We start from the raw sequence: 23,766 nt of genomic DNA, 5'->3' as shown, positions 1-23,766 counted from the left end.
TTAATCCAGCCCTGTGGGTTACTGTATGAATATGGGTCTTCCCCGATCATGGTGGGAAGGCTCAGAACGCCATATTCAGCTTTCCGTAGTGGAACATCACCCCCAGTTTAAAGCGCTCCCGGTTTCGGTATCCCCTGGCTTTTATCCTCAGCAGCCTGATCTTGCTGTTAAGTGCCTCCGCATTTCCGTTTGAGACACTGTGTCGCATCGCATTCAGGATCCCGTACAGCCTTTTTCCTATCGTTTTCGCGGCATTTTTCATCATGGGAACGTCACTGTTAGCCGCCAGCGCCAACCATCTCTGCCAGTCACTCCGTCTTTCCTCGCTCCATGGCCTGTTCCAGATATCCTTTGCCAGCTCTTTCAGCGCCCAGCACTGGCTCGTCAGCTTCATCTGTGCACGCAGCCACATCAGCTTTTCCTGCCGGGATTCGGTCATCCACTTATCGCTGTACTGCCACAGGAAGCGGGTTCCTTTTGCCTGGTGTCGGCTTTCAACAGGGAGGTGCGGATGTTCATTCTGACGGGTTTTATCAACTACCTCGCCCAGTTGCTTCGCCACATGGAAGCGGTCAAAGGCGATTTTCTCAACCGCACTGGGTAAGTGGATACGCGCTGCTCTTATATAGCCCGCGTTCATGTCCATTGAGAGCGTTTTGATAGCCAGCAACTGCCCATCAGTGAGCGTGCGAAGATAGCCGGCAAGACTCTCTGTGCCGCGATCATCCGTTAAGGCCAGCGCCCGACCATCGCGATCGGAGATCACCGTTATGTAACGATGTCCTTTTTTAAAGGCGACCTCATCCACATTCATATGACGGGCGGATAATGGCTTTTTTATCCGGGCAAGACCTCGCTTAACTGCCCGGGTCATAATGCCGTCAACCGCATTCCAACTGAGCTTAAGTTGCTTCCTGACAGCATCAACGGTGCTGATTTTCAGCCATGAGAGAACGAACGATTCGAATAGCAACGTATACCGGCTTCCGGGGCCAGCCCACGGAACAGGCAACGTCAGGCAGCCATGCTCCGGACACATAATTCGTGGAACATCGGCTTCAACAATAGTGGTGAACTGGCAGGTATCAAGATGGCGCCATTTACGATGACGGTGATCGTGAACAGAACAGGATTTACCGCAGGTCGGACAGGCTAGCCGGGTGTTTTCAGCGATCTCAATAGTGACAGTAACAGAACCGGCATTTTCATCGAGAGAAAGGGACTTTACCTGCCACGGATCGGACAGGTTGAGAATATGAGCGTAGAGGGACTTTTCGTCCATGGCGGTGACCTCTGGCGATTAAATACACCATTATCATGCCTTCAGCCACCACAACAAGGGAAGACCCATGAATATACAGTACTACCCTGAAGACTAAAGATCAACCTCATTTTCTGAAACCAACTCGCAAAATTGCATAAGAAACACCCGTGACTACAAATACACCTTGCCGTACCGGCGGAACTTCCCTATGTTGCTTATTATCTGATCGATTAACAAATCTGATGTATTCATGTGCATGATTATTAAGGATTAATCATGAAGATAATCTCGTATAAAAGGATTTACCAATCCATGGAATATTTTTCTGGATTGGGCAAAGTGCAGTCTCGGGCGCTGTTCGGCGGCTACAGCCTTGCGGTCGACAATACCGTTTTTGCCATGGTTGCAGAAGGGGAACTGTATCTGAGGGCGTGTGAAAAAAACGCTGCTTATCAGAGTCAGTACTCGCCGCCTCTGCTGACGGTACGCAAACGCGGGCATGAACAGCAGCTCAACTATTTTCGCGTCGACGAACGGCTTTGGTCGAATAAATCTGCCTTAGTGCAGCTTGGCCAATGTTCCCTGGAAGATGCGCAAAATGAAAAGCGACGACGACGGTGCCGCAGGCTCAGGGATCTTCCCAATCTTTCTTTTCATCTGGAACTGCTGTTGCTCGAGGCTGGAATCAAAGATGTGCGTACGCTGCGGCAGATGGGCGCGAAAACGGCGTGGATGCGTTTGCGGCAGATACGTAAACAGCTGAACGTTAGCGTGCTGTATTCGCTAGAGGGGGCAATCATCGGAGTACATTCTGCCGCACTCCCGGCGCAAACGCGCCAGGAGCTGGAAATATGGGTGCAGAACTACACCCAACGACGGTGATTACATCATAACCTGCTTTTGCAGACGGCAAATTTCAGGCAGAAGTGAAATCATCAACCCAATTTGTTGCAGGACCAATGGTTCTTTGCTGTCCGGACGAGGATCGAGATGCTGGATCCTCGCCGCGAGCTCGCTAAGCGCACGTTGAATCCGCTCCTCATCGGAAGGCTGATGGTGCAGGGCATCATCGACATAGCAGACCGCATCGTCGAGAAGCGCCAGGATTTCCGGTGTGGTGAGTTTCTCTCGATGGGCACCCAGCGCAGAGATATAGCTGGTTAAAGTGTGGTTAAGGCAGAGAAGTCGAAACGCCGTTTCCCGCATTTCCGCCGTTACTTTCGGTTCCGTCGACATATTCGACACCACTGACGCCAGCTCGGCATCCCGATTATGCGCATCGCGGCGCGCAATACGATAGGCCAGACGGTTATCGCGCCCCTGGTGGTACTGTTCAAGAATGGCGTCCAGGTAGCGACAGTTGGCATCCACGGCGCGTTCCAGCACGCGCGGCAGGTTACGGAACTTCCAGTCCGGCCAGATAAAGCTTACCGCCAGCCACGCAATACCACAGCCAATCAGGGTATCTACGACGCGCGGTAGCGCCACTTCAAATCCTTCGCCGAGCAGGTTAAAGCACAGTAGCACCAGTAGCGTAATAAACATGGTGGCATGCGCGTACTGTACGTTGCGAAAAGCGAAAAACAGCACGCCGGTTACGACGATCAGAATCAACTGACCTTCCAGTGACGGTACCAGCCAGAGTATGGGCAGACCCAGCGCAACGCCAACCAGCGTGCCGATAATACGCAGCGCAAGGCGGTGACGGGTGGCGTTATAGTTGGGCTGGCAAACAAACAGGCTGGTCAGCAGGATCCAGTAGCCATGCTGTAGACCGGTGAACTGAATAAAGGCATAGCCCACGCACAGCACCACAGACATGCGAACGGCGTGGCGGAACAGCGCTGACTCCGGTGACATGTTGCGGCTCAGCCGCGAACGGATATCGGCGAAGCCGTGCAGGCTGTCGTCGGCGAGGAGGTTTTCCGTTTCGCTTCGCGTTTGCGACTGGAGCTGTTCTGACTCGATGGTGGCGAGCTGGGCATCAATTGCCCGCAGGTTATTGAGCAGAAAACCCAGCGCTTTCATTTGTTCCGGCGCGGTGCCGCCAGCGCGAATACGATCGAGCGCGGCATCCAGATGGGTAAACGCGCGTTCAAAGCGAGCATCGTGTTGATACGGCGTGCGCAGCAGGATGGCCTTCGCCAGATCCTGACAGGCGATAGACTGCATTGAGAGTAGGCGCTGGAAGCGGAACATGACGTCGCTGTAGCGAAACTGATCGCGCAGCGCCTGGTACTGGATATGCGATGAACTGGCGCGTTCGTGGATATCCTGAGCCACGAAATAGTAGTGCAGCGTCCGGCGCGTGCTGCGCTGGCCGCGGTCTCCACGCAGGCGTGTCAGTAACGATGTTTTAGTCTGGTTCAGCGTCGCCATCAGTTGCCCGTTCGCCAGCGCCAGTTCATATAACGGCGCCTGGTTGTCATCGTCGAGATCGGGATCGAACAGACGCGATTTCAGTTCGAGGTAGCGGGCGAGCTGTTCGTAGCTGCGCGCGAGGTTATCCTGCAGCGGGCGAATTGGGAAAATCAGGTGCCCGGTTAAGGTCAGCACGTTATACCAAACGGCTCCCGCAATCAGCAGCAGCGGCTGCTGATACCATTGGGCGTACAGCGATACGCCGAGCATCGTATAAATGGCAATCAGCAGCGCGCCGAAGGCGATAGTCGCATAGCGCTGCCCAAGGCCGCCGAGCAAAATAAAACCGATAGTGGAAAGGGTCAGTCCTACCGCAAATAACCACGGCCAGGGAAACAGCAGTTCTACCGACGCCGAGGCGATAAAAAAGCAGATGAGGGTAATGACCAGGTTACGCAGCCGCCCGGCCAAACGATCGTCGAGGTCCGTTAGCGCAGCAGCAACCACCCCCAGGGTGAGCGGAATGGTCAACTTTGCGTCGCCCAGCCACCAGGGCAGAGCGGTTGTGCCAATTAACGCAATAAATATCCTGGCGTTATATAGCCAGGTACTGTTCCATGTATAGCGGCGAAGCAGCGGGCTTAGCATAGCAATTAATCGTCCTGATTACTGGAAACGGCGGCGGGCGTTCGCTTCACGCGCCGCGCGTGCAACTTCGACAGGCACAACCCGGCGTCCTACGGGCCACAAAGCAATAGCGGCAATTTTAAAATTCGCAATGCCGACAGGAATACCAATAATGGTGATGCATTGGGCGATCCCGGCCATAATGTGCGTCAGGCACAGCCACCAGCCGAACAGCACGAACCACAGAATGTTGAGCAAGGTGCCGCCAGCGTTCATGACGCCGCTTTTCGCGCCGGGCTCCAGTTCGTCAACGTGTACCGCTTCATTACCGTAAGGCAGCAGCGATAATTTGGTGATTTCCCAGCAGGACCGCGTGAGCGGCAGCGTAATAATCAGCACGATGCTGACCAGCGTTGCCAGCAGCCAGCCCAACGTTGTCAAAAAACCACCCAGCACAAAATTCAAAATATTCAGAACAGTACGCATAAATCCTCAGTGCAGCGCTGTGAATAATAAGTCCTGTTGATTGTAACGTTTTTTTAGGCTGGAGCACCTATTCTCTGGCGGTTACACTGTGAGATATCGAAAAAGTCAGGATTCAGCACGACATGGAATTAAAAGCAACGACGCTGGGCAAGCGCATGGCGCAGCATCCTTACGACCGGGTTGAGATCCTCAATGCGGGCGTCAGGGTGTCCGGCCCTCAGCATGAATATCTCATCCCTTTTAATCAGTTACTGGCCATCAACTGCAAGCGTGGTTTGGTGTGGGGGGAGCTGGAGTTTGTTCTGCCCGAGGACAAAGTTGTGCGCCTGCACGGTACGGAATGGGGTGAAACCCAGCGTTTTCACCGCCACTTGACGGCGCTGTGGCAGCAGTGGAGCGCAGAGATGAGCGATATCGCCGCTGGGCTGCTCGAGGCGCAGCTGGCAATTATTACCGGTAGCCGCGAGCAGACGCGCTGGCTTACCCGCCAGCAGGCGCAGACTATCCGGCAGCAGATCGTTAACGCGCTCGAAGGCCTGCCCTTGCCAACCACGCGGTTGGCAGAATTTGATAACTGCCGAGAGGCCTGGCGGCAGTGCCAGGCTTGGCTGGCGGATAAAGAAAGCGGTCGCGTGCAGCATAATCAACGCTATACCGACGCCATGCTGACACAGTACGGCGACTTTTTTGCTCGCATTGAATCTTCACCGCTGAACCCGTCACAGGCTCGCGCGGTGGTGAACGGTGAGCGTTCACTGCTGGTACTGGCCGGGGCCGGCAGCGGTAAAACGTCGGTGCTGGTGGCGCGTGCCGGCTGGCTGCTTGAGCGCCAGGAGGCCTCAGCGGAACAGATTCTGCTGTTAGCCTTTGGCCGCAAGGCGGCTGAAGAGATGGACGAGCGTCTACAATCACGCCTGAATACGGATGCCATTACCGCACGCACCTTCCACGCGCTGGCGCTGTCGATTATCCAGCAGGGCAGTAAAAAAGTGCCTGTCGTCAGTCAACTGGAAAACGATGCTGCCGCACGTTATAAGCTGTTTACCGATTGCTGGCAGCAGCAGTGCCGCGAGAAAAAAGCGCAGGCGAAAGGTTGGCGGCAGTGGCTACAGGACGAACTGGGCTGGGAGGTCGGCGAAGACAGCTTCTGGGAAGATGACAAAATCGTAAAACGGATGGGCAGCCGCCTCGACCGCTGGGTGAGCCTGATGCGAATGCACGGCGGTTCGCAGGCGGATATGATCGCTGGTGCGCCGGAAGCCGTGCGAGAGTGCTTTGGTAAACGGATAAAGCTAATGGCACCGCTGCTGAAAGCGTGGAAAGCCGCGCTGAAAGACGAGAACGCCGTCGATTTTTCCGGTTTAATTCACCAGGCTATTATTATTCTCGATAAGGGCCGTTTTGTGAGCCCGTGGAAGCATATTCTGGTTGATGAATTCCAGGATATCTCACCACAGCGCGCCGCGCTGCTGGCGGCGCTGCGTAAACAGAATTCGCAAACATCGCTGTTCGCCGTTGGCGACGACTGGCAGGCAATTTATCGCTTCAGCGGCGCGCAGCTGTCGCTGACTACGGCTTTTAGCCACTATTTTGGCGAGGGCGATAACTGCGCGCTGGATACGACCTACCGTTTTAACAGCCGCATTGGCGAAATTGCCAACCGCTTCATTCAGCAGAATCCACATCAACTGAGTAAACCGCTGAACAGCCTGACCGTTGGCGATAAGCACGCCGTTACGCTGCTGGAAGACGATAAGCTCGATGCGCTGTTTGATAAGCTCAGCGGCTACGCCACGCCAGACCAGCGCATTCTGGTGCTGGCCCGTTATCATCATCTTAAGCCTGCCGCGCTGGAAAAAGCCGCTACCCGCTGGCCGAAGCTGAATATTGATTTTATGACCGTGCACGCCAGTAAGGGGCAGCAGGCTGACTATGTCATTGTGCTGGGGCTGCAAGAGGGCTTCGACGGTTTTCCCGCTCCCGTGCGGGAGTCTATTATGGAGCAGGCCCTGTTGCCCGAGCCGGAGGATTTTCCCGACGCGGAAGAGCGGCGTTTGCTGTACGTGGCCATGACCCGCGCGCGGTTGCGCGTCTGGCTGCTGTTTAACAAGGCGCAGCCGTCTCCGTTTGTTGAGCTACTGAAGCAGCTGTCGGTGCCAGTGGCACGCAAACCCTGAATGACGCCCGAAGTTTTTGCTCCGGGCGCAGCCTGGCTTATTTGAGACGTTCGGCCAGATAGCGTGGGTAGTCTGGAATGAGGATATCTACCGGCTCGGCAAAGTTGGGTGACTGAATGATAAAGTCCGCGGTAGCAGCATTGGTCGCGACCGGGATGTTCCACACGGTCGCGAGGCGCAGCAGAGCCTTAACGTCCGGATCGTGCGGCACGGCGTTGAGCGGGTCCCAGAAGAAAATCAGCACGTCGATTTTGCCTTCTGAAATGAGCGCGCCCACCTGCTGATCGCCGCCCATCGGGCCGCTGAGCATCGCTTTAACTTCCAGGCCGGTTGCGCGCTGCACCAGGTTGCCGGTGGTGCCGGTCGCCGACAGCGTATGCTGCGCAAGGCATGCCTGATGGCGCTGCACCCATTTCATCAGCATATCTTTGCAGTGGTCGTGCGCAACCAGCGCAATGTGTTTACGCGCCGGTAAGGTGCGAGTGGTCAGTTCCATAAAACGATCCCTGAGTGTTAAATGCAGACAGATTACTGCATGCGACTCAGGCTGCAAGCGCTGATTGGCAAAAATTTGACGCGCGACATTAGCGGACTCGCGTACACTTAAGTTATTGGCCAGGAGGATAATGATGACTGAAAACGATATTGCCAGCATTTTGACCAGCACCCGTACTATCGCGTTGGTGGGCGCCAGCGACAAACCTGACCGCCCGAGCTATCGGGTGATGAAATACCTGTTAGATCAGGGCTACCACGTCATTCCGGTTTCGCCGAAGGTGGGCGGTAAAACCCTGCTCGGGCAGCAAGGCTATGCAACCCTTGCCGAGGTGCCAGAGAAAGTGGACATGGTGGACGTCTTCCGTAATTCAGAGGCCGCGTGGGGCGTCGCGCAGGAAGCTATCGCCATCGGGGCGAAAACGTTGTGGATGCAGCTCGGTGTCATCAATGAACAAGCTGCCGTACTGGCGCGCAATGCGGGGTTAAACGTGGTGATGGACCGCTGCCCGGCCATCGAAATTCCGCGCTTAGGGCTCGCAAAATAGCGGGGGCTGGGCAAAGAGAGAAGCCCGGTTGAGCTGTAAATAAAAAACCCCGCAGCGCGGGGTTTTTTGATGCGGCAGTCAGTTACGCAGCCGTGGGGCCTGTAGCTGCCGGCGGATAGTACGCGCCAGTTCATCCATCGTGGGTTGTTCCGGATGATCCTCGCGCGGCTCGCTGCTTAACTGGGCTTCGGCCAGGTAGGTATGCACCGGCTGGCCTTCGTCGTCTTCCATCACCACGTGATACCACGGCAACGCGCGCAGTTCGTCGTTAGCCGCCAGATCGTCGGGTTCAGGATCGTCGAGCGAGTATACCGGGTCGATATCCACCACCACGCCCAGATAGCCCAGCAGGGAGTGACGCACCTGCTGGCCGATACCGAATTTGCTGGTCATCATCATACTCACCTCCCGGGAAATGGCCTCTCTCTAGATATATAGACACCATTTCGCTTTTCAAGTTACATGACGCGGCAGGCAAATCCTTTCAGGTACAGTCCTTCCGGGTACGTCGCAATCACCGGGTGATCGGCTGCCTGACGGAACTGCTCTATAAATTGTACATCACGACCGGCATCCACAGCGGCATCGGCGATGATTTTCTGGAATAAATCTGACGTCATCAGGCCGGAGCAGGAGAAGGTTAGCAGCACGCCGCCCGGATTCAGCAGCTGGATAGCCAGCATATTGATGTCCTTATAGCCGCGGCAGGCACCCATTAGCTGGCTTTTATTCTCGACGAATTTCGGCGGGTCCATCACGATAACGTCGAATTTCTCCCCCTGATCGCGGTATTTGCGCAGCAGTTTGAAAACGTCGTCACGCACGAACTCGGCTTTGCTGAGATCGAGTTTATTCAGCTCAACGTTCTGGCGCGCCACGTCCAGCGCTTCCTGCGAGGTATCAACGCTGGTGACCTGGCGACAGCCGCCCATCAGGGCAGAAACCGCAAAGCCGCCGGTGTAGGAGAAACAGTTGAGAACGCGCTTGTCTTCCACGTAGCGACGGGTGGCAAGACGGCTGTCGCGCTGGTCAAGGTAGTAGCCGGTTTTGTGGCCGCCCTGAATATCGACCAGCAGCTTCATGCCGTGTTCTTCGATGGGCAGCAGGGCTGGCGGCAATTCGCCGGTGACCGGGCCCTGGGTCAGCTCCATACCTTCTTTTTTACGCACCGCCACGTCGCTGCGATCGTAGATAGCGCATTCCGGATAGAGGGTTTGCAGGGCGCTGATGAGGGCGGCGCGCTGATATTCCGCACCGGCGCTCAGCAGTTGTAATACGAGGAAGTTACCGAAACGGTCAATGGTGACGCCCGGCAGGCCATCGGATTCACCGGCGATCAGACGGTAGCTGTCCAGCCCGTCTTTTTTCGCCAGCCAGTCGCGCCAGCTTTGTGCCTGCTGAAGGCGACGCACGAAGAAATCGATATCGATGCTTTCATGGGCGTCAAACGTCCAGACGCGCGCGCGGATCTGCGAAGCGGGAGAGTATGCGCCGCGGGCTAACCATTTACCCTGATGATCGACAATATCAATGGTCTCTCCGAGGCTGGCTTTGCCTTCCATGCGGGCGACCGCGCCGGAAAAGACCCAGGGATGGCGGCGCAGCAATGATTTTTCGCGCCCTTTGGCTAACACTAAACGTACACTCATAGTTTATTTATCTGACTGTTTGAGGGAATCAGGCTGCATTTTCCCGACTTCCCCGCACAAATGCAACGCGCGGCGGAAGAATGTGGGGAGAATTGGCGCTACAGTTGGGGTATATACAGGAGGAAGCATGATGGATAAATGTGTGATCTGCTGGGTCTACGGCAAGGTGCAGGGTGTGGGTTTTCGTTTTTTTACCCAGCAGGAGGCGCAGCGCCTGGGGCTAAGCGGCTATGCGTTGAATCTGGACGATGGCAGCGTCGAGGTGGTTGCCTGCGGCAAAAGCGAGCAGGTAGAGCAACTACTGGCCTGGCTAAAAGCCGGTGGGCCACGCAGCGCGCGGGTTGATAAAGTCCTGGCGGAACCTCACCAACCCGATAAGGCGTGGAACAAGTTCAGTATTCGCTATTAAATACACTTTACCGGTTTAGGCAGGCCGGCAATTTTCGTCGCCTGTTTAGCCGGGCCTTTTGGGAACAGGCGGTATAAATAGCGGCTGTTGCCTTTCTCTTCGCCAAAGGTATTCGCCATGGCTTTAACCAGCATACGGATGGCCGGCGAGGTGTTGAACTCCAGGTAAAATTCGCGCACGAAGCGCACCACTTCCCAATGTTCAGGGCTCAGTTCAATCCCTTCGTTGGCGGCAATCGCCTGAGCCAGCCCTTCACTCCACTGCGTGGTGTCTTTGAGATAGCCTTCGCTATCGGTCTCAATTTCGATGTTTTCGTAGATAAGCATAATTTTTCACACAACAAACAGATGGCGGGAAGTGTAGCAAATAAAAAGGCCCCGCATAAGCGAGGCCCTGGAGACTGAAGCGTTAAGCCTTAATCGCGGCTGGCGAAGCCCAGAATGCTTAACAGGCTGATGAAGATATTGTACAGCGAAACGTACAGGCTCACCGTCGCACGGATATAGTTGGTTTCACCACCGCGGATGATGTTACTGGTCTCGAACAGGATTGCCCCGGAGGAGATCAGGATAAACACCGCGCTAATCGCCAGGTGCAGTGCCGGCAGCTGCAGGAAGATATTGGCCACCATACCGATCAGCACCACCACGATACCGGCCATCAGCATACCGCCGAGGAAGGACATGTCTTTACGGGTGGTCAGCACGTAGGCCGAGCAGCTGAAGAACACCAGCGCGGTGCCGCCCAGCGCCATGCCGATCACGTCACCCATGCCCGCAGACAGGTAGGCGTTCAGGATGGGCCCAAGGATATAGCCCAGGAAGCCGGTAAAGGCGAACGCGGACAGAATACCCACCGGTTTATCTGCCGTTTTATAGGTCAGGAACATCAGGCCGTACATACCAACCAGCGTCAGAATCAGGCCCGGCGACGGCAGCCCCAGCACGGTGCTGGCGGTTGCGGTAATAGCGGAAAATGCCAGCGTCAGGCTCAGCAGGAAGTAGGTATTACGCAGGACTTTGTGCGTGCTCAGCAGTGATGAGCGGTCACGCGATGAAGTAATTATGCGATCCATGAGTCACTCTCTTATGACAGATGTTATTAGTGGCTCAGCATAAGAAAACTCTTCTTTATTCCCAAATGTTTTTACCCATCTTTACTCAGACTTTGAGCGCGTCACAGAATCACCTCATTCTGCGCCAAAGAGCGAGATCAATCTCTTATAGGTTATTGAAAGAACTTGCGTTAATGCGTGTCTGTGTCAACAGTGAAAAGGGTAATAACAACAAGGCAATGGAAATGAAATTATACAAACATAACTCCATCACGACGGTATTTCTGGCAATGGGTCTGGCGGGGGCGGCGCAGGCGGCAACCGTGCCGGAGGGAACCCCACTTGCCGACAAACAGGAGCTGGTTCGCAGTAACGGCAATGAACCGGCGTCACTCGACCCGCATAAAGTGGAAAGCGACGTTGAGTTCAATATTATCAGCGACCTGTTTGACGGTCTGGTGGCGGTAAAACCGGACGGCAGCATTGAGCCGCGGCTGGCAGAATCCTGGGAGAATAAAGACAACACGGTCTGGACCTTCCATCTGCGCCCGGGGATCGTCTGGTCGGACGGTTCGGCGATAACCGCGCAGGATATCGTGTGGAGCTGGCAGCGTCTGGTCACGCCGACGACCGCGTCGCCGTACGCCAGCTATCCTGGCAATATGCACATCGTCAATGCTGCCGATATCGCGCTGGGCAAAAAAACGCCGGATACCCTTGGCGTTAAGGCTATCAACGATACTACGCTGGAAGTGACGCTGACGCAGCCGACCTCGGCGTTCCTTGCTATGCTGGCGCACCCGTCGATGGTGCCGTTGGATAAAGTACTGATCGGCCGCTACGGCGATAAATGGGTGAAGCCGGAGCATTTTGTCGGCAGTGGCGCCTATCACCTGTCGCAATGGGTGGTTAACGAGCGCATTGTCGCCGAACGTAACCCACGTTACTGGGACGATAAGCATACGGTGATCAATAAAGTGACCTATTTGCCTATCCGTTCCGAAGCGGCGGACGTGAACCGCTATAAGGCGGGTGAGGTTGATATTGTGTATACGCTGCCAATAAACCAGTTCAGCCAGCTGAAGAAAACGCTGGGCGATGAGGTGGATGTATCGCCGCAGCTGGCTACCTACTATTACGAGTTCAATACCACCAAAGCGCCGTTTAACGATGCGCGCGTCCGTCGTGCGCTGAATATGGCGCTGGATAAAGACATTATTGCTGAAAAGGTCATGGGGCAGGGGCAGCGTCCGGCGTGGGTCATAAGCCAACCGGAGATTGGCGGTGTGAAGCTGAACGGGCCTGACTATGCAAGCTGGCCGCGTGAAAAACGTATTGCTGAAGCGAAGAAGCTGCTGGCGGAGGCCGGGTTCAGTGAGGCGCATCCGCTGTCGTTTAATCTGCTGTATAACACCTCGGAATCACACCAGCGCGTGGCGATTGCCGCGTCTTCAATGTGGAAGAAAAATCTTGGCGTTGAGGCGAAGCTGCAAAACCAGGAGTGGAAGACCATGCTGGACACGATGCACACCGGTAATTTTGACGTGGTGCGCTATGCGTGGATTGCCGACTACGACGACGCTTCAACCTTCCTGAACACCTTCCGTACCGGCGACAGCGAGAACACCGCTAAATACAGTAACCCGGACTATGATGCGGCGCTGCGCGATGCGGCGAAAACGCAGGATGTCGCCCAGCGCGCTCGCGATTACCAGAAGGCTGAAGATCTGCTGGCTCGCGATGTCCCCGCAATCCCGGTCTATCACTACGTGCGTACGCACCTCGTGAAACCGTGGGTAGGGGGATTTACCCCCGATCGCTTGGGGTACTACTACACCAAAGATATGTTTATCAAAAAACATTAAGCAGGATGAGGGCGGGAAAAGCGTTTTAAAACTAGCCATTTTGTTGTTTTTTCAGACGAATAACAACTTTTTGGCTGTTTTTCAGGCAAACGAATGTTTTGGTGCTTTACAGGTCCGTTCGGGATGTTTATAGTGCGCCTCATTGGAAGCGTGGCCGAGCGGTTGAAGGCACCGGTCTTGAAAACCGGCGACCCGAAAGGGTTCTAGAGTTCGAATCTCTACGCTTCCGCCAAATCAGAAAAGGGGTTACCGAAAGGTAACCCCTTTTTGCTTTGGCTGTTGGTATCGCTGCCATCACGTTTCTCGCTTTATCCCCTCATCAACTCTTCTTCTTTTGTCAGCAGTGAAATGATCAGCTGTGTCGGTATACAGACTTTTCTATCCATTTCAAAACGATTAACTGCCTTGACGTGAGCGAGGGACAAGCAACGTTGGTATCGTCAAATCTTGAGCAAGGCGTAACCTAAGGAAGGTGCGAACAAGTTCCTGATATGAGATCATCATATTCATCCGGAGCGCATCCCAGAGGGACATCATGAGCCATCAACTCACCTTCGCCGATAGTGAATTCAGCACTAAGCGCCGTCAGACCCGAAAAGAGATTTTCCTCTCCCGCATGGAGCATATTCTGCCATGGCAGAATATGACCGCTGTCATCGAGCCGTTTTATCCCAAGGCGGGCAATGGCCGACGGCCCTATCCGCTGGAGACCATGCTGCGTATTCACTGCATGCAGCATTGGTACAACCTGAGCGACGGTGCCATGGAAGATGCCCTGTACGAAATCGCCTCCATGCGCCTGTTTGCCCGATTATCCCTGGATAGCGCCCTGCCGGATCGCACCACCATCATGAATTTCCGCCACCTGCTCGAGCAGCATCAACTGGCCCGTCAATTGTTCAAGACCATCAATCGCTGGCTGGCCGAAGCAGGCGTCATGATGACCCAAGGCACTTTGGTGGATGCCACCATCATTGAGGCACCCAGCTCTACCAAGAACAAAGAGCAGCAACGCGATCCGGAGATGCATCAGACCAAGAAAGGCAATCAGTGGCACTTTGGCATGAAGGCCCACATTGGTGTCGATGCCAAGAGTGGCCTGACCCACAGCCTAGTCACCACCGCGGCCAACGAGCATGACCTCAATCAGCTGGGTAATCTGCTTCATGGAGAGGAGCAATTTGTCTCAGCCGATGCCGGCTACCAAGGAGCGCCACAGCGCGAGGAGCTGGCCGAGGTGGATGTGGACTGGCTGATCGCCGAGCGTCCCGGCAGGGTAAAAACCTTGAAGCAGCATCCGCGCAAGGGAAGGTGCGAATAAGCAGGTCATTTCTTCCAAAGCTGACTCGCTGATTAAAATTTCGCGGATCTGGGCCGATTTTTTTCCCGCAAACACATCGAATCAGCCTATTTAGGCTATTTTTTCCGCCATTTCTGGCGTTATTTCCGGTTTTTAGTGAGATCTCTCCCACTGACGTATCATTTGGTCCACCCGAAACAGGTTGGCCAGGGTGAATAACATCGCCAGTTGGTTATCATTTTTCAGCAGCCCCTTGTATCTGGCTTTCACGAAGCCGAACTGCCGCTTGATGATGCGAAACGGGTGCTCCACCTTGGCACGGATGCTGGCTTTCATGTATTCGATGTTGATGGCCGTTTTGTTCTTGCGCGGATGCTGCTTCAAGGTTTTTACCTTGCCGGGACGCTCGGCGATCAGCCAGTCCACATCCACCTCGGCCAGCTCCTCGCGCTGTGGCGCTCCTTGGTAGCCGGCATCGGCTGAGACAAATTGCTCCTCTCCATGAAGCAGATTACTCAGCTGATTGAGGTCATGCTCGTTGGCCGCGGTGGTGACTAGGCTGTGGGTCAGGCCACTCTTGGCATCGACACCAATGTGGGCCTTCATGCCAAAGTGCCACTGATTGCCTTTCTTGGTCTGATGCATCTCCGGATCGCGTTGCTGCTCTTTGTTCTTGGTAGAGCTGGGTGCCTCAATGATGGTGGCATCCACCAAAGTGCCTTGGGTCATCATGACGCCTGCTTCGGCCAGCCAGCGATTGATGGTCTTGAACAATTGACGGGCCAGTTGATGCTGCTCGAGCAGGTGGCGGAAATTCATGATGGTGGTGCGATCCGGCAGGGCGCTATCCAGGGATAATCGGGCAAACAGGCGCATGGAGGCGATTTCGTACAGGGCATCTTCCATGGCACCGTCGCTCAGGTTGTACCAATGCTGCATGCAGTGAATACGCAGCATGGTCTCCAGCGGATAGGGCCGTCGGCCATTGCCCGCCTTGGGATAAAACGGCTCGATGACAGCGGTCATATTCTGCCATGGCAGAATATGCTCCATGCGGGAGAGGAAAATCTCTTTTCGGGTCTGACGGCGCTTAGTGCTGAATTCACTATCGGCGAAGGTGAGTTGATGGCTCATGATGTCCCTCTGGGATGCGCTCCGGATGAACATGATGATCTCATATCAGGAACTTGTTCGCACCTTCCCTAACACATTGTTGGCGATGCTGTGTGACATAATGTAATGGTGTCATGCCGTAAAAGGTCTTAAAAACGGATATAAAATAGGATGTACTGCGATAACCACATAATTGCGAAATCTGTGAAATATTTTTTTCCGCGATGAGCAGCTGCTGAGCAGCATAGCGCATACGACAGTCGGTTATTATCTGACTGTAGCTGGTGTCCTCACTTTTCAGCTTCTTTTTTAACAAGCTTGGGCTTAGGCAGAGCGCGCTGGCCACCAGACTTAGATTCCACTCTTTTTGAATATCACTCTGGATAATCTGATAAACGCTCTCTTTGACGCTATTTCTCAGCATTTGCATGATCAGTGAAATGAAGCCCGGGCTATCGAGAAAGAGAGACAAAACGGTAAAGAGCAATGACCGGGTACGTTCAATTTCGCATCTGTCGCTGGTTTTGAGCACGCTATGTAACGCTGCCTCACGGAAGATCTCTGGCGTCCGGCAATGACAGGAGATAACGGAAATTGCCTGTCTTGGCCATGGCGAAACCTGCGTCAAATCTCTATTCAAAAAGAGTAAATAATCATTCAAAACCTCACGGCTCATGTGTGCGACGAGGGCATTATCCAGGTAGGAAAAATCAATCACGTTATTGTTGCAGGCTATGATGTTAAGATGATTTGCCGGTAATACCAGGGATGTGTTGTCGTTAATATTTACGGCAACGTCATCTTCTGTTAATACAACAACGCAGGGGGCACTGCTATTCAGTCTCATACACGCACTCCAGAGATACGAACAAAAAAACCTCAAAACAAAGGATGTATATTGAGGTTAAAAATGAATTGTATGATGAATCAGGGGCAGGCATAAAATACACGAACTAATGATAATGGCAATTGTGATAGATGAATTGATAGTGTCAATTTTTATTGACACAACTGGAAAGGGAAAAGGGCCGGTCAAGGGAATGGTCGGTATCTGTAAAATAGATAAGTATTTCTAACTTTAAATTTTATCAGCAGGGGTGATATGTTTATCGTGCCGGGAATTCACCCCTGTTGAACAGTCCGTTAAGTCAGTTCAGACTTAACTGAAATTTTATTCATTAAATATGTTTTTTAAGCTTGTCCCATTCGCTTTTTACTTTTTCCTTGAAGCTGGCTTTATGATTCTCGGTGCAGGCTTGCACGATGGCCGGAGTGACGGTTTCAATGCCTTTAACATCCATCACCGCGTCTTCCGGTTTGTCCTTATTGTTTAAAGCTTCGGCAAAACCCACAGCGGTAGGCTGGAAAGTGGAGTCGAGGGCCAGAAAATCTTCACAGGTCCAGGTGTTGACGGGTTTTTGGTTTTCAGCCGCCTGACCCAGGACCGGGATCAACAGTAGACTACCGAGAATAATACCGGATATTTTCTTCATCATTTAATCCTCAATAACACAGTTAACGACACCGCGAAATTATATCACTAGCGGTGCCGAGGAACAGAGTATCAGTTATTTTTAAAATGCATGCTACATTTTAAAAAATTCTTGTAATTCATTTGCTTAATTTTATTTTAAGAGTCTGATATCAGAATATTTTATTAAATTGGTTTTATCTGGCCATCCCTTTTTGTTGTAAATTTACACTGTGCTCTTATTCATTTTTTAGAGGTGTAGTGTGTTAAATATCAATCAGGAAATTATTGCTAAACTCGATGTGCAAATGCTCGAAAAACAAAAAAATCTGCTAAGAATTATTGCCGTTTTGATGTTTATCTCCGGCGTGCTGCTCATTGTATACCCCTTTATTTCAGGAGAAATTCTGGCCATGATTTTGGGCATCGTGCTGATCTGCAGCTGTATTGCCTATGCGGCCATTATGATAAAAAATCGGTTGCATAATTTTTGGCCGGTGGTCTCTGGTGTTCTTATTTGTATCGCTTACGCCGTCATGGGATACCTTTTTATTACCGCACCCGCGTTTGGTTTGTTTACGATAGCCAGTTTTCTCGCTTGCCTGTTTGCGCTTGGTGGGGTCATTCGCATTATGGACTGGTTTAACCATCGTCAGGTTAAAGGCCGCTGGCTGCAGATCGTGATTGGCGTGCTTGACCTGCTAATTGCCTGGTGCTTTATCGGCGCCGCACCGCAGGCGTCGGTAGTGATGGTTTCGCTGGTGGTGGGAATTGAACTGATGGTGAGTGCGATGGGCTGTTGGTCACTGGTGCGCTTGTTCACAAAATAATAAACCGACGGTTAATGATCTACCCGAGGGCGGGTAGATCATGCGTGACAGACCACATTCAGAAGTACGGAGAGATACTGAGCGTGGCGATGTCACTCATCCTGCGAAGTTTTAGCTTAAGCATAATGTTAAACTTCTGGCTGCGTAGCGTGTTTCCGGAGATGTTTAACGCAGAAGCGATGCCATCATTATCTTCCTCATGCAAAACATAGCTGACAATTTTGAATTGATTGTGTGAGAAACCTATTTTGGGTTTGCGATAGGATGTTCCGCCGCTGGCCAATAGTGCGGGCCAGTTTGCCAGCGGCATTTTTCTATTTATGAAGAACAGCGGCGATCGGCATTTTATCTTACTGATATGAAACGGTGCCAGCACGACAATACGGTCGATATTGAGTGACTGAATGATCTTGACGGCATTATCGTCAATAACATGATTGTGATAGACATCAATAATCATTTTGGCGGTGGAATCCGTCATCTGCCGCTCGATATCAGGTACACGTTGTATTCTGATGACGTTTTCATTATTGAACAAATGTGCCACCCCCTGATACAGGAATTCATCTTTGGTGACCATAAAAATCATAAACTGACTCCATGACTGAAAAAAGCGCGGGGCGACCCGCGCAAAAATGAGACTCAGGATTTAAACTAATGACATTTCCGGGCTTTTAGATTTCATATAAAAAGCCGTCAATGGCCTCAGGCCTTTATGCACATCACGTGGTAAATGCCCTCAATAATTTCTGTTCCTTCTGTTTCATGTTCGAAACCAGGGAACTCGTGATCCCAGGACTGCAAAGCACGCAAATAGGCAATCTGTGGGCTATTGCTGTCACCGAAGTTTTCTCCGGAAAGCAGCATAGGAATGCCTGGCGGATAAGGAATCACGGAATTGGCGGCAATGCGTTTTTCTAGCCGTTCAATCGCCACCATTTCAACGTTATCAGAGACAATAGCCTGATACGCATCGCGCGGCGTCATCATGGCTTCTGGCAGCGACGCGTAGGCAGCATTAAGACTGGCTCCCGGGTTATTGCTTTTCAACCAGGCAAACATTTTATCGCCCAAATCACGCATGCCCATTGCCGCATAAGTTTTCGGATACTGATTGCTCAGTTCCGGCATGACCTGTGACAGCGGGGCATTGCTATCATAATGGCGTTTAAAGGAGCACAGCGTGTTAATGAGCGTACCCCATTTCCCGCGGGTAATACCCATTGAAAAGAGGAACATTATCTGGAAGTCGGTGGTGCGGGTTGGCACGATACCGTGACGGCCAAGCCAGGCGGTGACCAGCGCAGCTGGTACGCCGCTTTCCAGCAAGTTGCCGTCATCCCCCATGCCAGGGGCGAGGATACTGACCTTGATAGGATCCAGCATGCTCCAGTCATCCGGCAGATCTTTAAAACCGTGCCAGCTTTCTCCTGGACGCATAATCCAGCAGTTCTGATCGTGACTGAGCAGTTCAGCGGGGGCATCCTCGAAGGCGATTTCTTTACCCGTTTGCGGATCAATCACCGTTTCTTTGTTCCAGGGTTTAAAGAACCAATCGTTATTGTCGCTGAACTCGCGATACAGACGCGCCATCGCCTGACGAAAATCTACCGCCTCATCAATGACTTCCTGAGTCAGCGATAGGCCGCTATGACCGTCCATCATGGAGACTGCAATATCGTTTGATGCGCAGATGGCGTACAGCGGTGAGGTGGTGGCATGCATCATATAGGCCTGATTGAAGCGCGAGAAGTTCACCGCGCCACGGCCTTCGCGCACATGAATATAGGAAGCCTGAGAGAGGGCATTGAGCAATTTATGCGTGGAGTGGGTCGCGAAGACGGTAGGGCCGGTGTGGTCGCCGGGATTACCGCGCATAGCATAGTGATCGTGATACACCGGATTGAAACGCGCGTAGCCGTACCAGGCTTCATCAAAGTGAATACGATCGCTGGTCTGTTCCAGTAGCGCCTGGGCGTTTTTGGCGTTATAACACACGCCGTCATAGGTGCAGTTTGTCACCACACTGTAGGATGGTTTATGCGCCGCATACTCGTGTGTCAGCGGGCTGGTGCGAATCTTTTCCTGCAGGGTTTCCGGCAGCATTTCCTGCGGGTAGATAGGTCCGATAATGCCATAGCGGTTTCGGCTGGGCACCATATAAACGGGTTTAGCGCCGGTGAGGATCAGACCCTGCTCGATCGATTTATGGCAGTTGCGGTCAATCACCACGACATCATCATCGGTCATGCAGGCTTGCATAATCGTCCGGTTCGAGCCGGAAGTCCCGACCACGACGGACCAGGAGCGATCGGCTCCGAACACGCGTGCCGCGTTTTTTTCACTTTCCCCAAAGGCACCGGTGTGATCCAGCAGAGAGCCTAAAGAGGCGCGTTCAATCCCCATATCGGTGCGGAACAGATTTTCACCGTAGTAGTCATGATACAGGCGACCTGCCGGCGTTTTGGTAAAGCCGACGCCTCCCTGGTGCCCCGGTGCGGCCCAGGAGTACTCATGAATATCGTTATATTTGACCAGCGCTGAGAACAGCGGGGGCAGAAGTTGCTGTCGATAACGATTCATTGCGGCGACGGCGCGTCCGGCGATAAAGTCAGCAGAATCCTCCAGAATCCAGGCAAACTCATCGATAAGCTCCATCAGTTGCGGGTCAATCAGCGCGGTGGCTTTCTCACGCTCACCGAGCAGAAATACCGGCACGTCTTGCTGACGTTCGTGAAGCTTATCGAGCAGTTGGCGCACGCGCTGGTGTTCATCTTGCTCTTCCATTTGATAACTGAACATCAGGCAGTCAATGGCTTCATTGGCTGCGATAATGGCATAACCGTCGTCAAGCGAGGCGGATTGCATAACCTCAATACCCTGACGGCTTAGTGCCTGCACCAGGCGATGCACGGCCGCGCCAACCCAGGTGTCCTGGCGTAGAAATTCGCTTTCAACAATTAGTATTCTCATCTCGTTAATCTCTTCGGTATGTTGGGACGAGATAAGTAATACGCCAGCGAAAAAAAAGAGTAAATGCAGCAGAAGAGGTTATCGACAGGGCAATTATTTTTATGGCTGATTCTGATATTTATGGCGTTATATCACAGGGTAATCTTGAATCTATTTTGTGATAAATCACCGACCCTCCAATGGTGATCGCCGAACGTTATTACATCTTGTTCGCGTAGATTCTCTGCGGTCAGTAGGTCTCTTTATTTTCAATTGCCGTCATGTGAGTATTTTATTGCGATGTTCTTTAAAACATCGCAATAAAATAAAAATGGTTAGCTTGTCAGTGATGATCGTCGTCGTGATTACGCCCTGTACGGCAACCTTCAGGGTGTGGATACCATTCAGGATGGGGTTAAGAACGCAATCACGATCCGCGCTGTCAGTCCCCGTCACACGCCGAGGGGATCTGTCACGTATTAAGTATTAAAACCCAATGCGGATCCCCAGCGCACCCTGAACAGGTTCTTCAATATAGCTGCCCTGACGATAGCTGGCTTCACCATAGAACGCGGCATCCTGGGCAAAGGAGACGGAGATTCCCGCGCTATACTTACCAGAGGTTCCGTTCTGATCATTATCGAATCGATTAAGGCCGTTAATGGTGGTCTGGTTTGATTTAGCAAATTCTTGCTCCACGCTTGCGCTAAGATACGGTGCAAACGCGATTCCCCCCAGACTCAATTGCGTCCCCACTCGCGTTCCTGCTTCTGCGATGAATGAACGAGCTTTGCCTGTTTCAGCCTTCATGCCATTGGAAAGTTTTATGTTGGCATTGTTGATATGGCTACCCGTTATGCGGGTAAAGGGCGCTATGCGCAGGCTTTCGGTAGGCTTAAAAATAATACCGCCTTCCACTGCTGAGCTGATGCTGTAATGATGCCAGTTACCGGATGCCTGGCCACCGTGGGTCATTCTGGCGTTGAGTTGGCTGCCCAGGCGGTTTGTTTTCATCACGCTATCCAGGTAAAAACCTCGGTTGTCATACCATGTGGCGTATAGGCCCAGACCATAGCTGTCAATTTTGCTCTGGCCGCCGCGCGAGTGATTCACATGGTTATCGGATACGCTAATATACGCCCCGGTCACCAGATCGCCGCGTTCAAACGAGGTATTGAGATCGCCACCGAGTACAAAGCCGTTCTGGTACAGTTTATAAGCCGCGCCGTTGCGGGTGTCGATAGCGCTCTTTTTACCCAGGTAGTGTCCCCAGACGTTGCCTTCGCCGCGCTTGCGTTCTGTATTCTGGTTAGTGCGATAAACGCGGCGAGCATCGAGTTCCGTGCGCAGAATGCTCATCCCGGCATTCGCCATACTGAGAATGGCATCTGTCGATGGGGTCGTGACCAGATTTCCACCTCCGCTATTGCCGCCGCCATCACTCCCGCCGTTATCACCGCCGTCTGTTTCATCGGTCATGGCCCCCAGATACCAGACGGTGCCGCCGTCCAGTCCATCCTTATCCTGCGCGCTGTGAAGGGTGTACATATAGGTACCGCCATCAACGGCCCGCGTACTGCGGCCGTTTGTGGTCACCATGGAGAAATCAATATCTCCGCCCCGATCGTGAATCAGGTTAACGGTCAGGTCGGTATGGTCGGTAATTTCTTGGCCAGAATCGATGACGACCACGCCGAAATGACCCGTGCCATGCGCGATAGTCACGAAGTTGGCATTACGTTCAGCCAGCGACGCGTTGAACAGAAAATTACCCGTGCCGTTTAATTCGGTAATATTAAGCGCGGCGTAGTCTCCTTCGCTATCACGCAGGAAGGAAACATAACCGTCCGACAGGGTTAGCTTATCAACCTGGGCGGCCGTATAGCTTGTCGTATCGTCCGTCAGGTCAGTGATGGAAAGGGTGCCTCCCTGTATCACAACGTCAGTGGCATGAGAACCCGCTTCCATCAGCATTTCGCCCGAGGCGTTGATTTCGGTTTTGCCATCAGCGAATCCCCCGGTATATAACCAGGATTGACCGCCATTAATCGTGGTGTGAGTCGACGTGCCGAAAACATGCAATGTGCCGTTATTGATGAGCGTGTTGTTGGCGATGCCGATACGATTCACTTCCATTGTGCCGCCGTGAATAACGGTATTATTAGCGGTGCCCGCTAGTGTAATTAATCCATTGTGCATAATACTATTATGGGTCGTAGCGCCAGCGGAAACAATCTGCTGAGCCGTTTCGTCATGGATAATCGCCCCGTTGGCTAAGCCACCGCTATTAATATATTGAGTGCCGCCATTATATATGGTAGTACCATAAGATATTCCCCCGCTATTAATGGTTTCACGTGCGGCATTGCGGCCAATAATGGTGGTGTTATTCGATATTCCACCGTCATTAACGATCATATGCGTATTATTGCCATGGATGGTTGTGTTATTGGCTATTCCGCCATTTGCAACATAGGTACTCCCACCTGTTTGTGTTAGACCATTACTGATACCTCCGTTGATAATATTCACAACGCCCAACAGCATAAAAGCATCGTTAGACGTCCCTCCATCAATGGTGAGGGTGCCACCTTGAATGAGTGAACTATTTGCTATACCGCCCGAGTAGACGTTTTGTTTGCCATAGGTAACGGTTGAACTATTTGCCATACCGCCATCATAGATATTCTGCACTCCCCCCGTGTTTACCGATGTACTTGTCGATGTGCCACCATTATTTACATTCTGTATCTGCGTACTATTAACAATAACACCACTGGTCGTTTCACCATCATTAACCTCAAAATCTGAAGCGATAATGGGTGAGGAAATGCCAAATAAAGCTAATGGTACTGTAAAGGCCAGAGGTTTTCTTATGAATGTCATGGCACCAATCCTTTTGGCAATGAATGTTGAGTATTATTTAATCTTCTCAATATTAAACCTATGCTAAATGAATGACGCTAGTCGTATTGGTTGACGTTGAATTGAAAATATATACACGTGTTTACAAAAAATAAGTTTTCAATAAAATCTTATTTTATTGTTTTTGATGGCGATCAATATTTACGGGAAGGGTAAGTGCCGCCTTAATAAGGAATGCTCGGTAAAGCAGATGTCTTTGTTAAATAATAATGGATTGACATCGAGTGCATGTATTTATTA

The 23,766-nt window shown here is 52.3% G+C and carries 20 protein-coding genes, 1 tRNA gene and 1 pseudogene; 8 read left to right on the top strand and 14 right to left on the bottom strand.

Translation table 11 applies throughout. The features are described 5' to 3' along the window. Positions 1 to 61 precede the first annotated feature (61 nt). A complete protein-coding gene (locus H7R76_RS15440; protein WP_000343760.1) occupies positions 62 to 1,282 on the bottom strand; it encodes an ISL3-like element ISKox3 family transposase in 1,221 nt (406 codons plus the stop codon). Positions 1,283 to 1,540: 258 nt separating this feature from the next. Between H7R76_RS15440 and H7R76_RS15435 the strand changes: the two genes are divergently transcribed. After that, positions 1,541 to 2,146: a TfoX/Sxy family DNA transformation protein gene (locus H7R76_RS15435; protein ID WP_106928776.1), complete on the top strand. Its 606-nt coding sequence runs from the start codon at positions 1,541 to 1,543 to the stop codon at positions 2,144 to 2,146. Here the strand turns inward: H7R76_RS15435 and yccS are convergent, their stop codons facing one another. Beyond that, on the bottom strand, positions 2,147 to 4,273 hold the full coding sequence (gene yccS, locus H7R76_RS15430; protein ID WP_182965717.1) for a YccS family putative transporter: 2,127 nt from the start codon (positions 4,271 to 4,273) through the stop codon (positions 2,147 to 2,149). An 18-nt stretch (positions 4,274 to 4,291) separates the two neighbouring features. Continuing rightward, positions 4,292 to 4,738: a YccF domain-containing protein gene (locus tag H7R76_RS15425; RefSeq protein WP_106928772.1), complete on the bottom strand. Its 447-nt coding sequence runs from the start codon at positions 4,736 to 4,738 to the stop codon at positions 4,292 to 4,294. Between the two features lie 122 nt (positions 4,739 to 4,860). Here H7R76_RS15425 and helD point away from each other — a divergent pair, with 122 nt between their 5' ends. Continuing rightward, the gene (gene helD / locus H7R76_RS15420; RefSeq protein WP_182965715.1) at positions 4,861 to 6,915 is read left to right on the top strand and encodes a DNA helicase IV; all 2,055 of its coding nucleotides are present in this window, start codon (positions 4,861 to 4,863) and stop codon (positions 6,913 to 6,915) included. Between the two features lie 37 nt (positions 6,916 to 6,952). Here the strand turns inward: helD and mgsA are convergent, their stop codons facing one another. After that, positions 6,953 to 7,411, bottom strand: coding sequence for a methylglyoxal synthase (gene mgsA / locus H7R76_RS15415; protein ID WP_106928769.1), 459 nt, complete (start codon positions 7,409 to 7,411; stop codon positions 6,953 to 6,955). A 133-nt stretch (positions 7,412 to 7,544) separates the two neighbouring features. On the opposite strand from mgsA, the gene H7R76_RS15410 reads away from it, so the two are divergent. Continuing rightward, entirely contained in the window at positions 7,545 to 7,958 is a 414-nt protein-coding gene (locus H7R76_RS15410) for a CoA-binding protein (RefSeq protein ID WP_106928767.1), read from the top strand. 78 nt (positions 7,959 to 8,036) lie between these two features. Here the strand turns inward: H7R76_RS15410 and hspQ are convergent, their stop codons facing one another. Continuing rightward, entirely contained in the window at positions 8,037 to 8,354 is a 318-nt protein-coding gene (gene hspQ / locus H7R76_RS15405; RefSeq protein WP_106928765.1) for a heat shock protein HspQ, read from the bottom strand. A gap of 62 nt (positions 8,355 to 8,416) precedes the next feature. Then, entirely contained in the window at positions 8,417 to 9,607 is a 1,191-nt protein-coding gene (gene rlmI / locus H7R76_RS15400; RefSeq protein ID WP_106928763.1) for a 23S rRNA (cytosine(1962)-C(5))-methyltransferase RlmI, read from the bottom strand. A gap of 127 nt (positions 9,608 to 9,734) precedes the next feature. On the opposite strand from rlmI, the gene yccX reads away from it, so the two are divergent. Continuing rightward, the gene (gene yccX / locus H7R76_RS15395) at positions 9,735 to 10,016 is read left to right on the top strand and encodes an acylphosphatase (RefSeq protein WP_106928760.1); all 282 of its coding nucleotides are present in this window, start codon (positions 9,735 to 9,737) and stop codon (positions 10,014 to 10,016) included. On the opposite strand, the gene tusE is transcribed toward yccX, so the two are convergent. Together tusE and yccA are read right to left on the bottom strand one after the other, a co-directional pair. Next, the gene (tusE, locus tag H7R76_RS15390; RefSeq protein WP_106928758.1) at positions 10,013 to 10,342 is read right to left on the bottom strand and encodes a sulfurtransferase TusE; all 330 of its coding nucleotides are present in this window, start codon (positions 10,340 to 10,342) and stop codon (positions 10,013 to 10,015) included. The genes yccX and tusE overlap by 4 nt on opposite strands. 89 nt (positions 10,343 to 10,431) lie before the next feature. Then, on the bottom strand, positions 10,432 to 11,091 hold the full coding sequence (gene yccA / locus H7R76_RS15385) for an FtsH protease modulator YccA (protein WP_106928755.1): 660 nt from the start codon (positions 11,089 to 11,091) through the stop codon (positions 10,432 to 10,434). A gap of 224 nt (positions 11,092 to 11,315) precedes the next feature. Between yccA and H7R76_RS15380 the strand changes: the two genes are divergently transcribed. The 3 genes and pseudogenes from H7R76_RS15380 to H7R76_RS15370 all read left to right on the top strand — a co-directional run. Then, positions 11,316 to 12,935, top strand: coding sequence for an ABC transporter substrate-binding protein (locus H7R76_RS15380; protein WP_182929166.1), 1,620 nt, complete (start codon positions 11,316 to 11,318; stop codon positions 12,933 to 12,935). Positions 12,936 to 13,079: 144 nt separating this feature from the next. Next, positions 13,080 to 13,167 (top strand) — tRNA-Ser (locus H7R76_RS15375). Between the two features lie 303 nt (positions 13,168 to 13,470). Beyond that, positions 13,471 to 14,247 (top strand): annotated as a pseudogene (locus H7R76_RS15370) (IS5-like element ISKpn26 family transposase); the annotation flags it as partial. 141 nt (positions 14,248 to 14,388) lie between these two features. On the opposite strand, the gene H7R76_RS15365 reads toward H7R76_RS15370, so the two are convergent. The 3 genes from H7R76_RS15365 to hdeA form a co-directional block, all read right to left on the bottom strand. Beyond that, positions 14,389 to 15,369 carry an IS5-like element ISKpn26 family transposase gene (locus H7R76_RS15365; RefSeq protein ID WP_182930037.1) on the bottom strand — a complete coding sequence of 327 codons (981 nt, stop codon included), beginning with the start codon at positions 15,367 to 15,369 and terminating at the stop codon, positions 14,389 to 14,391. Between the two features lie 40 nt (positions 15,370 to 15,409). After that, complete coding sequence (locus H7R76_RS15360) at positions 15,410 to 16,195, bottom strand: AraC family transcriptional regulator (RefSeq protein ID WP_182965713.1); 786 nt, start codon at positions 16,193 to 16,195, stop codon at positions 15,410 to 15,412. A gap of 331 nt (positions 16,196 to 16,526) precedes the next feature. Next, complete coding sequence (hdeA, locus tag H7R76_RS15355; RefSeq protein ID WP_106928745.1) at positions 16,527 to 16,841, bottom strand: acid-activated periplasmic chaperone HdeA; 315 nt, start codon at positions 16,839 to 16,841, stop codon at positions 16,527 to 16,529. Between the two features lie 241 nt (positions 16,842 to 17,082). Between hdeA and H7R76_RS15350 the strand changes: the two genes are divergently transcribed. Then, positions 17,083 to 17,649, top strand: coding sequence for an HdeD family acid-resistance protein (locus H7R76_RS15350; RefSeq protein ID WP_106928743.1), 567 nt, complete (start codon positions 17,083 to 17,085; stop codon positions 17,647 to 17,649). A gap of 58 nt (positions 17,650 to 17,707) precedes the next feature. On the opposite strand, the gene H7R76_RS15345 is transcribed toward H7R76_RS15350, so the two are convergent. The 3 genes from H7R76_RS15345 to H7R76_RS15335 form a co-directional block, all read right to left on the bottom strand. Continuing rightward, the gene (locus H7R76_RS15345) at positions 17,708 to 18,238 is read right to left on the bottom strand and encodes a helix-turn-helix transcriptional regulator (RefSeq protein ID WP_182965711.1); all 531 of its coding nucleotides are present in this window, start codon (positions 18,236 to 18,238) and stop codon (positions 17,708 to 17,710) included. A 116-nt stretch (positions 18,239 to 18,354) separates the two neighbouring features. Beyond that, complete coding sequence (gene adiA / locus H7R76_RS15340) at positions 18,355 to 20,622, bottom strand: arginine decarboxylase (protein ID WP_182965709.1); 2,268 nt, start codon at positions 20,620 to 20,622, stop codon at positions 18,355 to 18,357. A 465-nt stretch (positions 20,623 to 21,087) separates the two neighbouring features. Continuing rightward, positions 21,088 to 23,487: an autotransporter outer membrane beta-barrel domain-containing protein gene (locus H7R76_RS15335; RefSeq protein WP_182965707.1), complete on the bottom strand. Its 2,400-nt coding sequence runs from the start codon at positions 23,485 to 23,487 to the stop codon at positions 21,088 to 21,090. Positions 23,488 to 23,766 lie beyond the last annotated feature (279 nt).

It is taken from the genome of Klebsiella sp. WP8-S18-ESBL-06 (genome assembly GCF_014169755.1).
GTDB classification, from domain to species: domain Bacteria; phylum Pseudomonadota; class Gammaproteobacteria; order Enterobacterales; family Enterobacteriaceae; genus Kluyvera; species Kluyvera ascorbata_B.
Note: the sequence above shows the minus strand (reverse complement) of the source record. Positions and strands in the feature narration are given on the sequence as shown.

What these genes read in the sequence shown, in the direction of transcription:
- H7R76_RS15440 (WP_000343760.1), bottom strand. Translation starts at nt 1,282, where the DNA reads ATGGACGAAAAGTCCCTCTACGCTCATATTCTCAACCTGTCCGATCCG.
- H7R76_RS15435 (WP_106928776.1), top strand. Translation starts at nt 1,541, where the DNA reads ATGAAGATAATCTCGTATAAAAGGATTTACCAATCCATGGAATATTTT.
- yccS (WP_182965717.1), bottom strand. Translation starts at nt 4,273, where the DNA reads ATGCTAAGCCCGCTGCTTCGCCGCTATACATGGAACAGTACCTGGCTA.
- H7R76_RS15425 (WP_106928772.1), bottom strand. Translation starts at nt 4,738, where the DNA reads ATGCGTACTGTTCTGAATATTTTGAATTTTGTGCTGGGTGGTTTTTTG.
- helD (WP_182965715.1), top strand. Translation starts at nt 4,861, where the DNA reads ATGGAATTAAAAGCAACGACGCTGGGCAAGCGCATGGCGCAGCATCCT.
- mgsA (WP_106928769.1), bottom strand. Translation starts at nt 7,411, where the DNA reads ATGGAACTGACCACTCGCACCTTACCGGCGCGTAAACACATTGCGCTG.
- H7R76_RS15410 (WP_106928767.1), top strand. Translation starts at nt 7,545, where the DNA reads ATGACTGAAAACGATATTGCCAGCATTTTGACCAGCACCCGTACTATC.
- hspQ (WP_106928765.1), bottom strand. Translation starts at nt 8,354, where the DNA reads ATGATGACCAGCAAATTCGGTATCGGCCAGCAGGTGCGTCACTCCCTG.
- rlmI (WP_106928763.1), bottom strand. Translation starts at nt 9,607, where the DNA reads ATGAGTGTACGTTTAGTGTTAGCCAAAGGGCGCGAAAAATCATTGCTG.
- yccX (WP_106928760.1), top strand. Translation starts at nt 9,735, where the DNA reads ATGATGGATAAATGTGTGATCTGCTGGGTCTACGGCAAGGTGCAGGGT.
- tusE (WP_106928758.1), bottom strand. Translation starts at nt 10,342, where the DNA reads ATGCTTATCTACGAAAACATCGAAATTGAGACCGATAGCGAAGGCTAT.
- yccA (WP_106928755.1), bottom strand. Translation starts at nt 11,091, where the DNA reads ATGGATCGCATAATTACTTCATCGCGTGACCGCTCATCACTGCTGAGC.
- H7R76_RS15380 (WP_182929166.1), top strand. Translation starts at nt 11,316, where the DNA reads ATGAAATTATACAAACATAACTCCATCACGACGGTATTTCTGGCAATG.
- H7R76_RS15365 (WP_182930037.1), bottom strand. Translation starts at nt 15,369, where the DNA reads ATGAGCCATCAACTCACCTTCGCCGATAGTGAATTCAGCACTAAGCGC.
- H7R76_RS15360 (WP_182965713.1), bottom strand. Translation starts at nt 16,195, where the DNA reads ATGAGACTGAATAGCAGTGCCCCCTGCGTTGTTGTATTAACAGAAGAT.
- hdeA (WP_106928745.1), bottom strand. Translation starts at nt 16,841, where the DNA reads ATGAAGAAAATATCCGGTATTATTCTCGGTAGTCTACTGTTGATCCCG.
- H7R76_RS15345 (WP_182965711.1), bottom strand. Translation starts at nt 18,238, where the DNA reads ATGATTTTTATGGTCACCAAAGATGAATTCCTGTATCAGGGGGTGGCA.
- adiA (WP_182965709.1), bottom strand. Translation starts at nt 20,622, where the DNA reads ATGAGAATACTAATTGTTGAAAGCGAATTTCTACGCCAGGACACCTGG.
- H7R76_RS15335 (WP_182965707.1), bottom strand. Translation starts at nt 23,487, where the DNA reads ATGACATTCATAAGAAAACCTCTGGCCTTTACAGTACCATTAGCTTTA.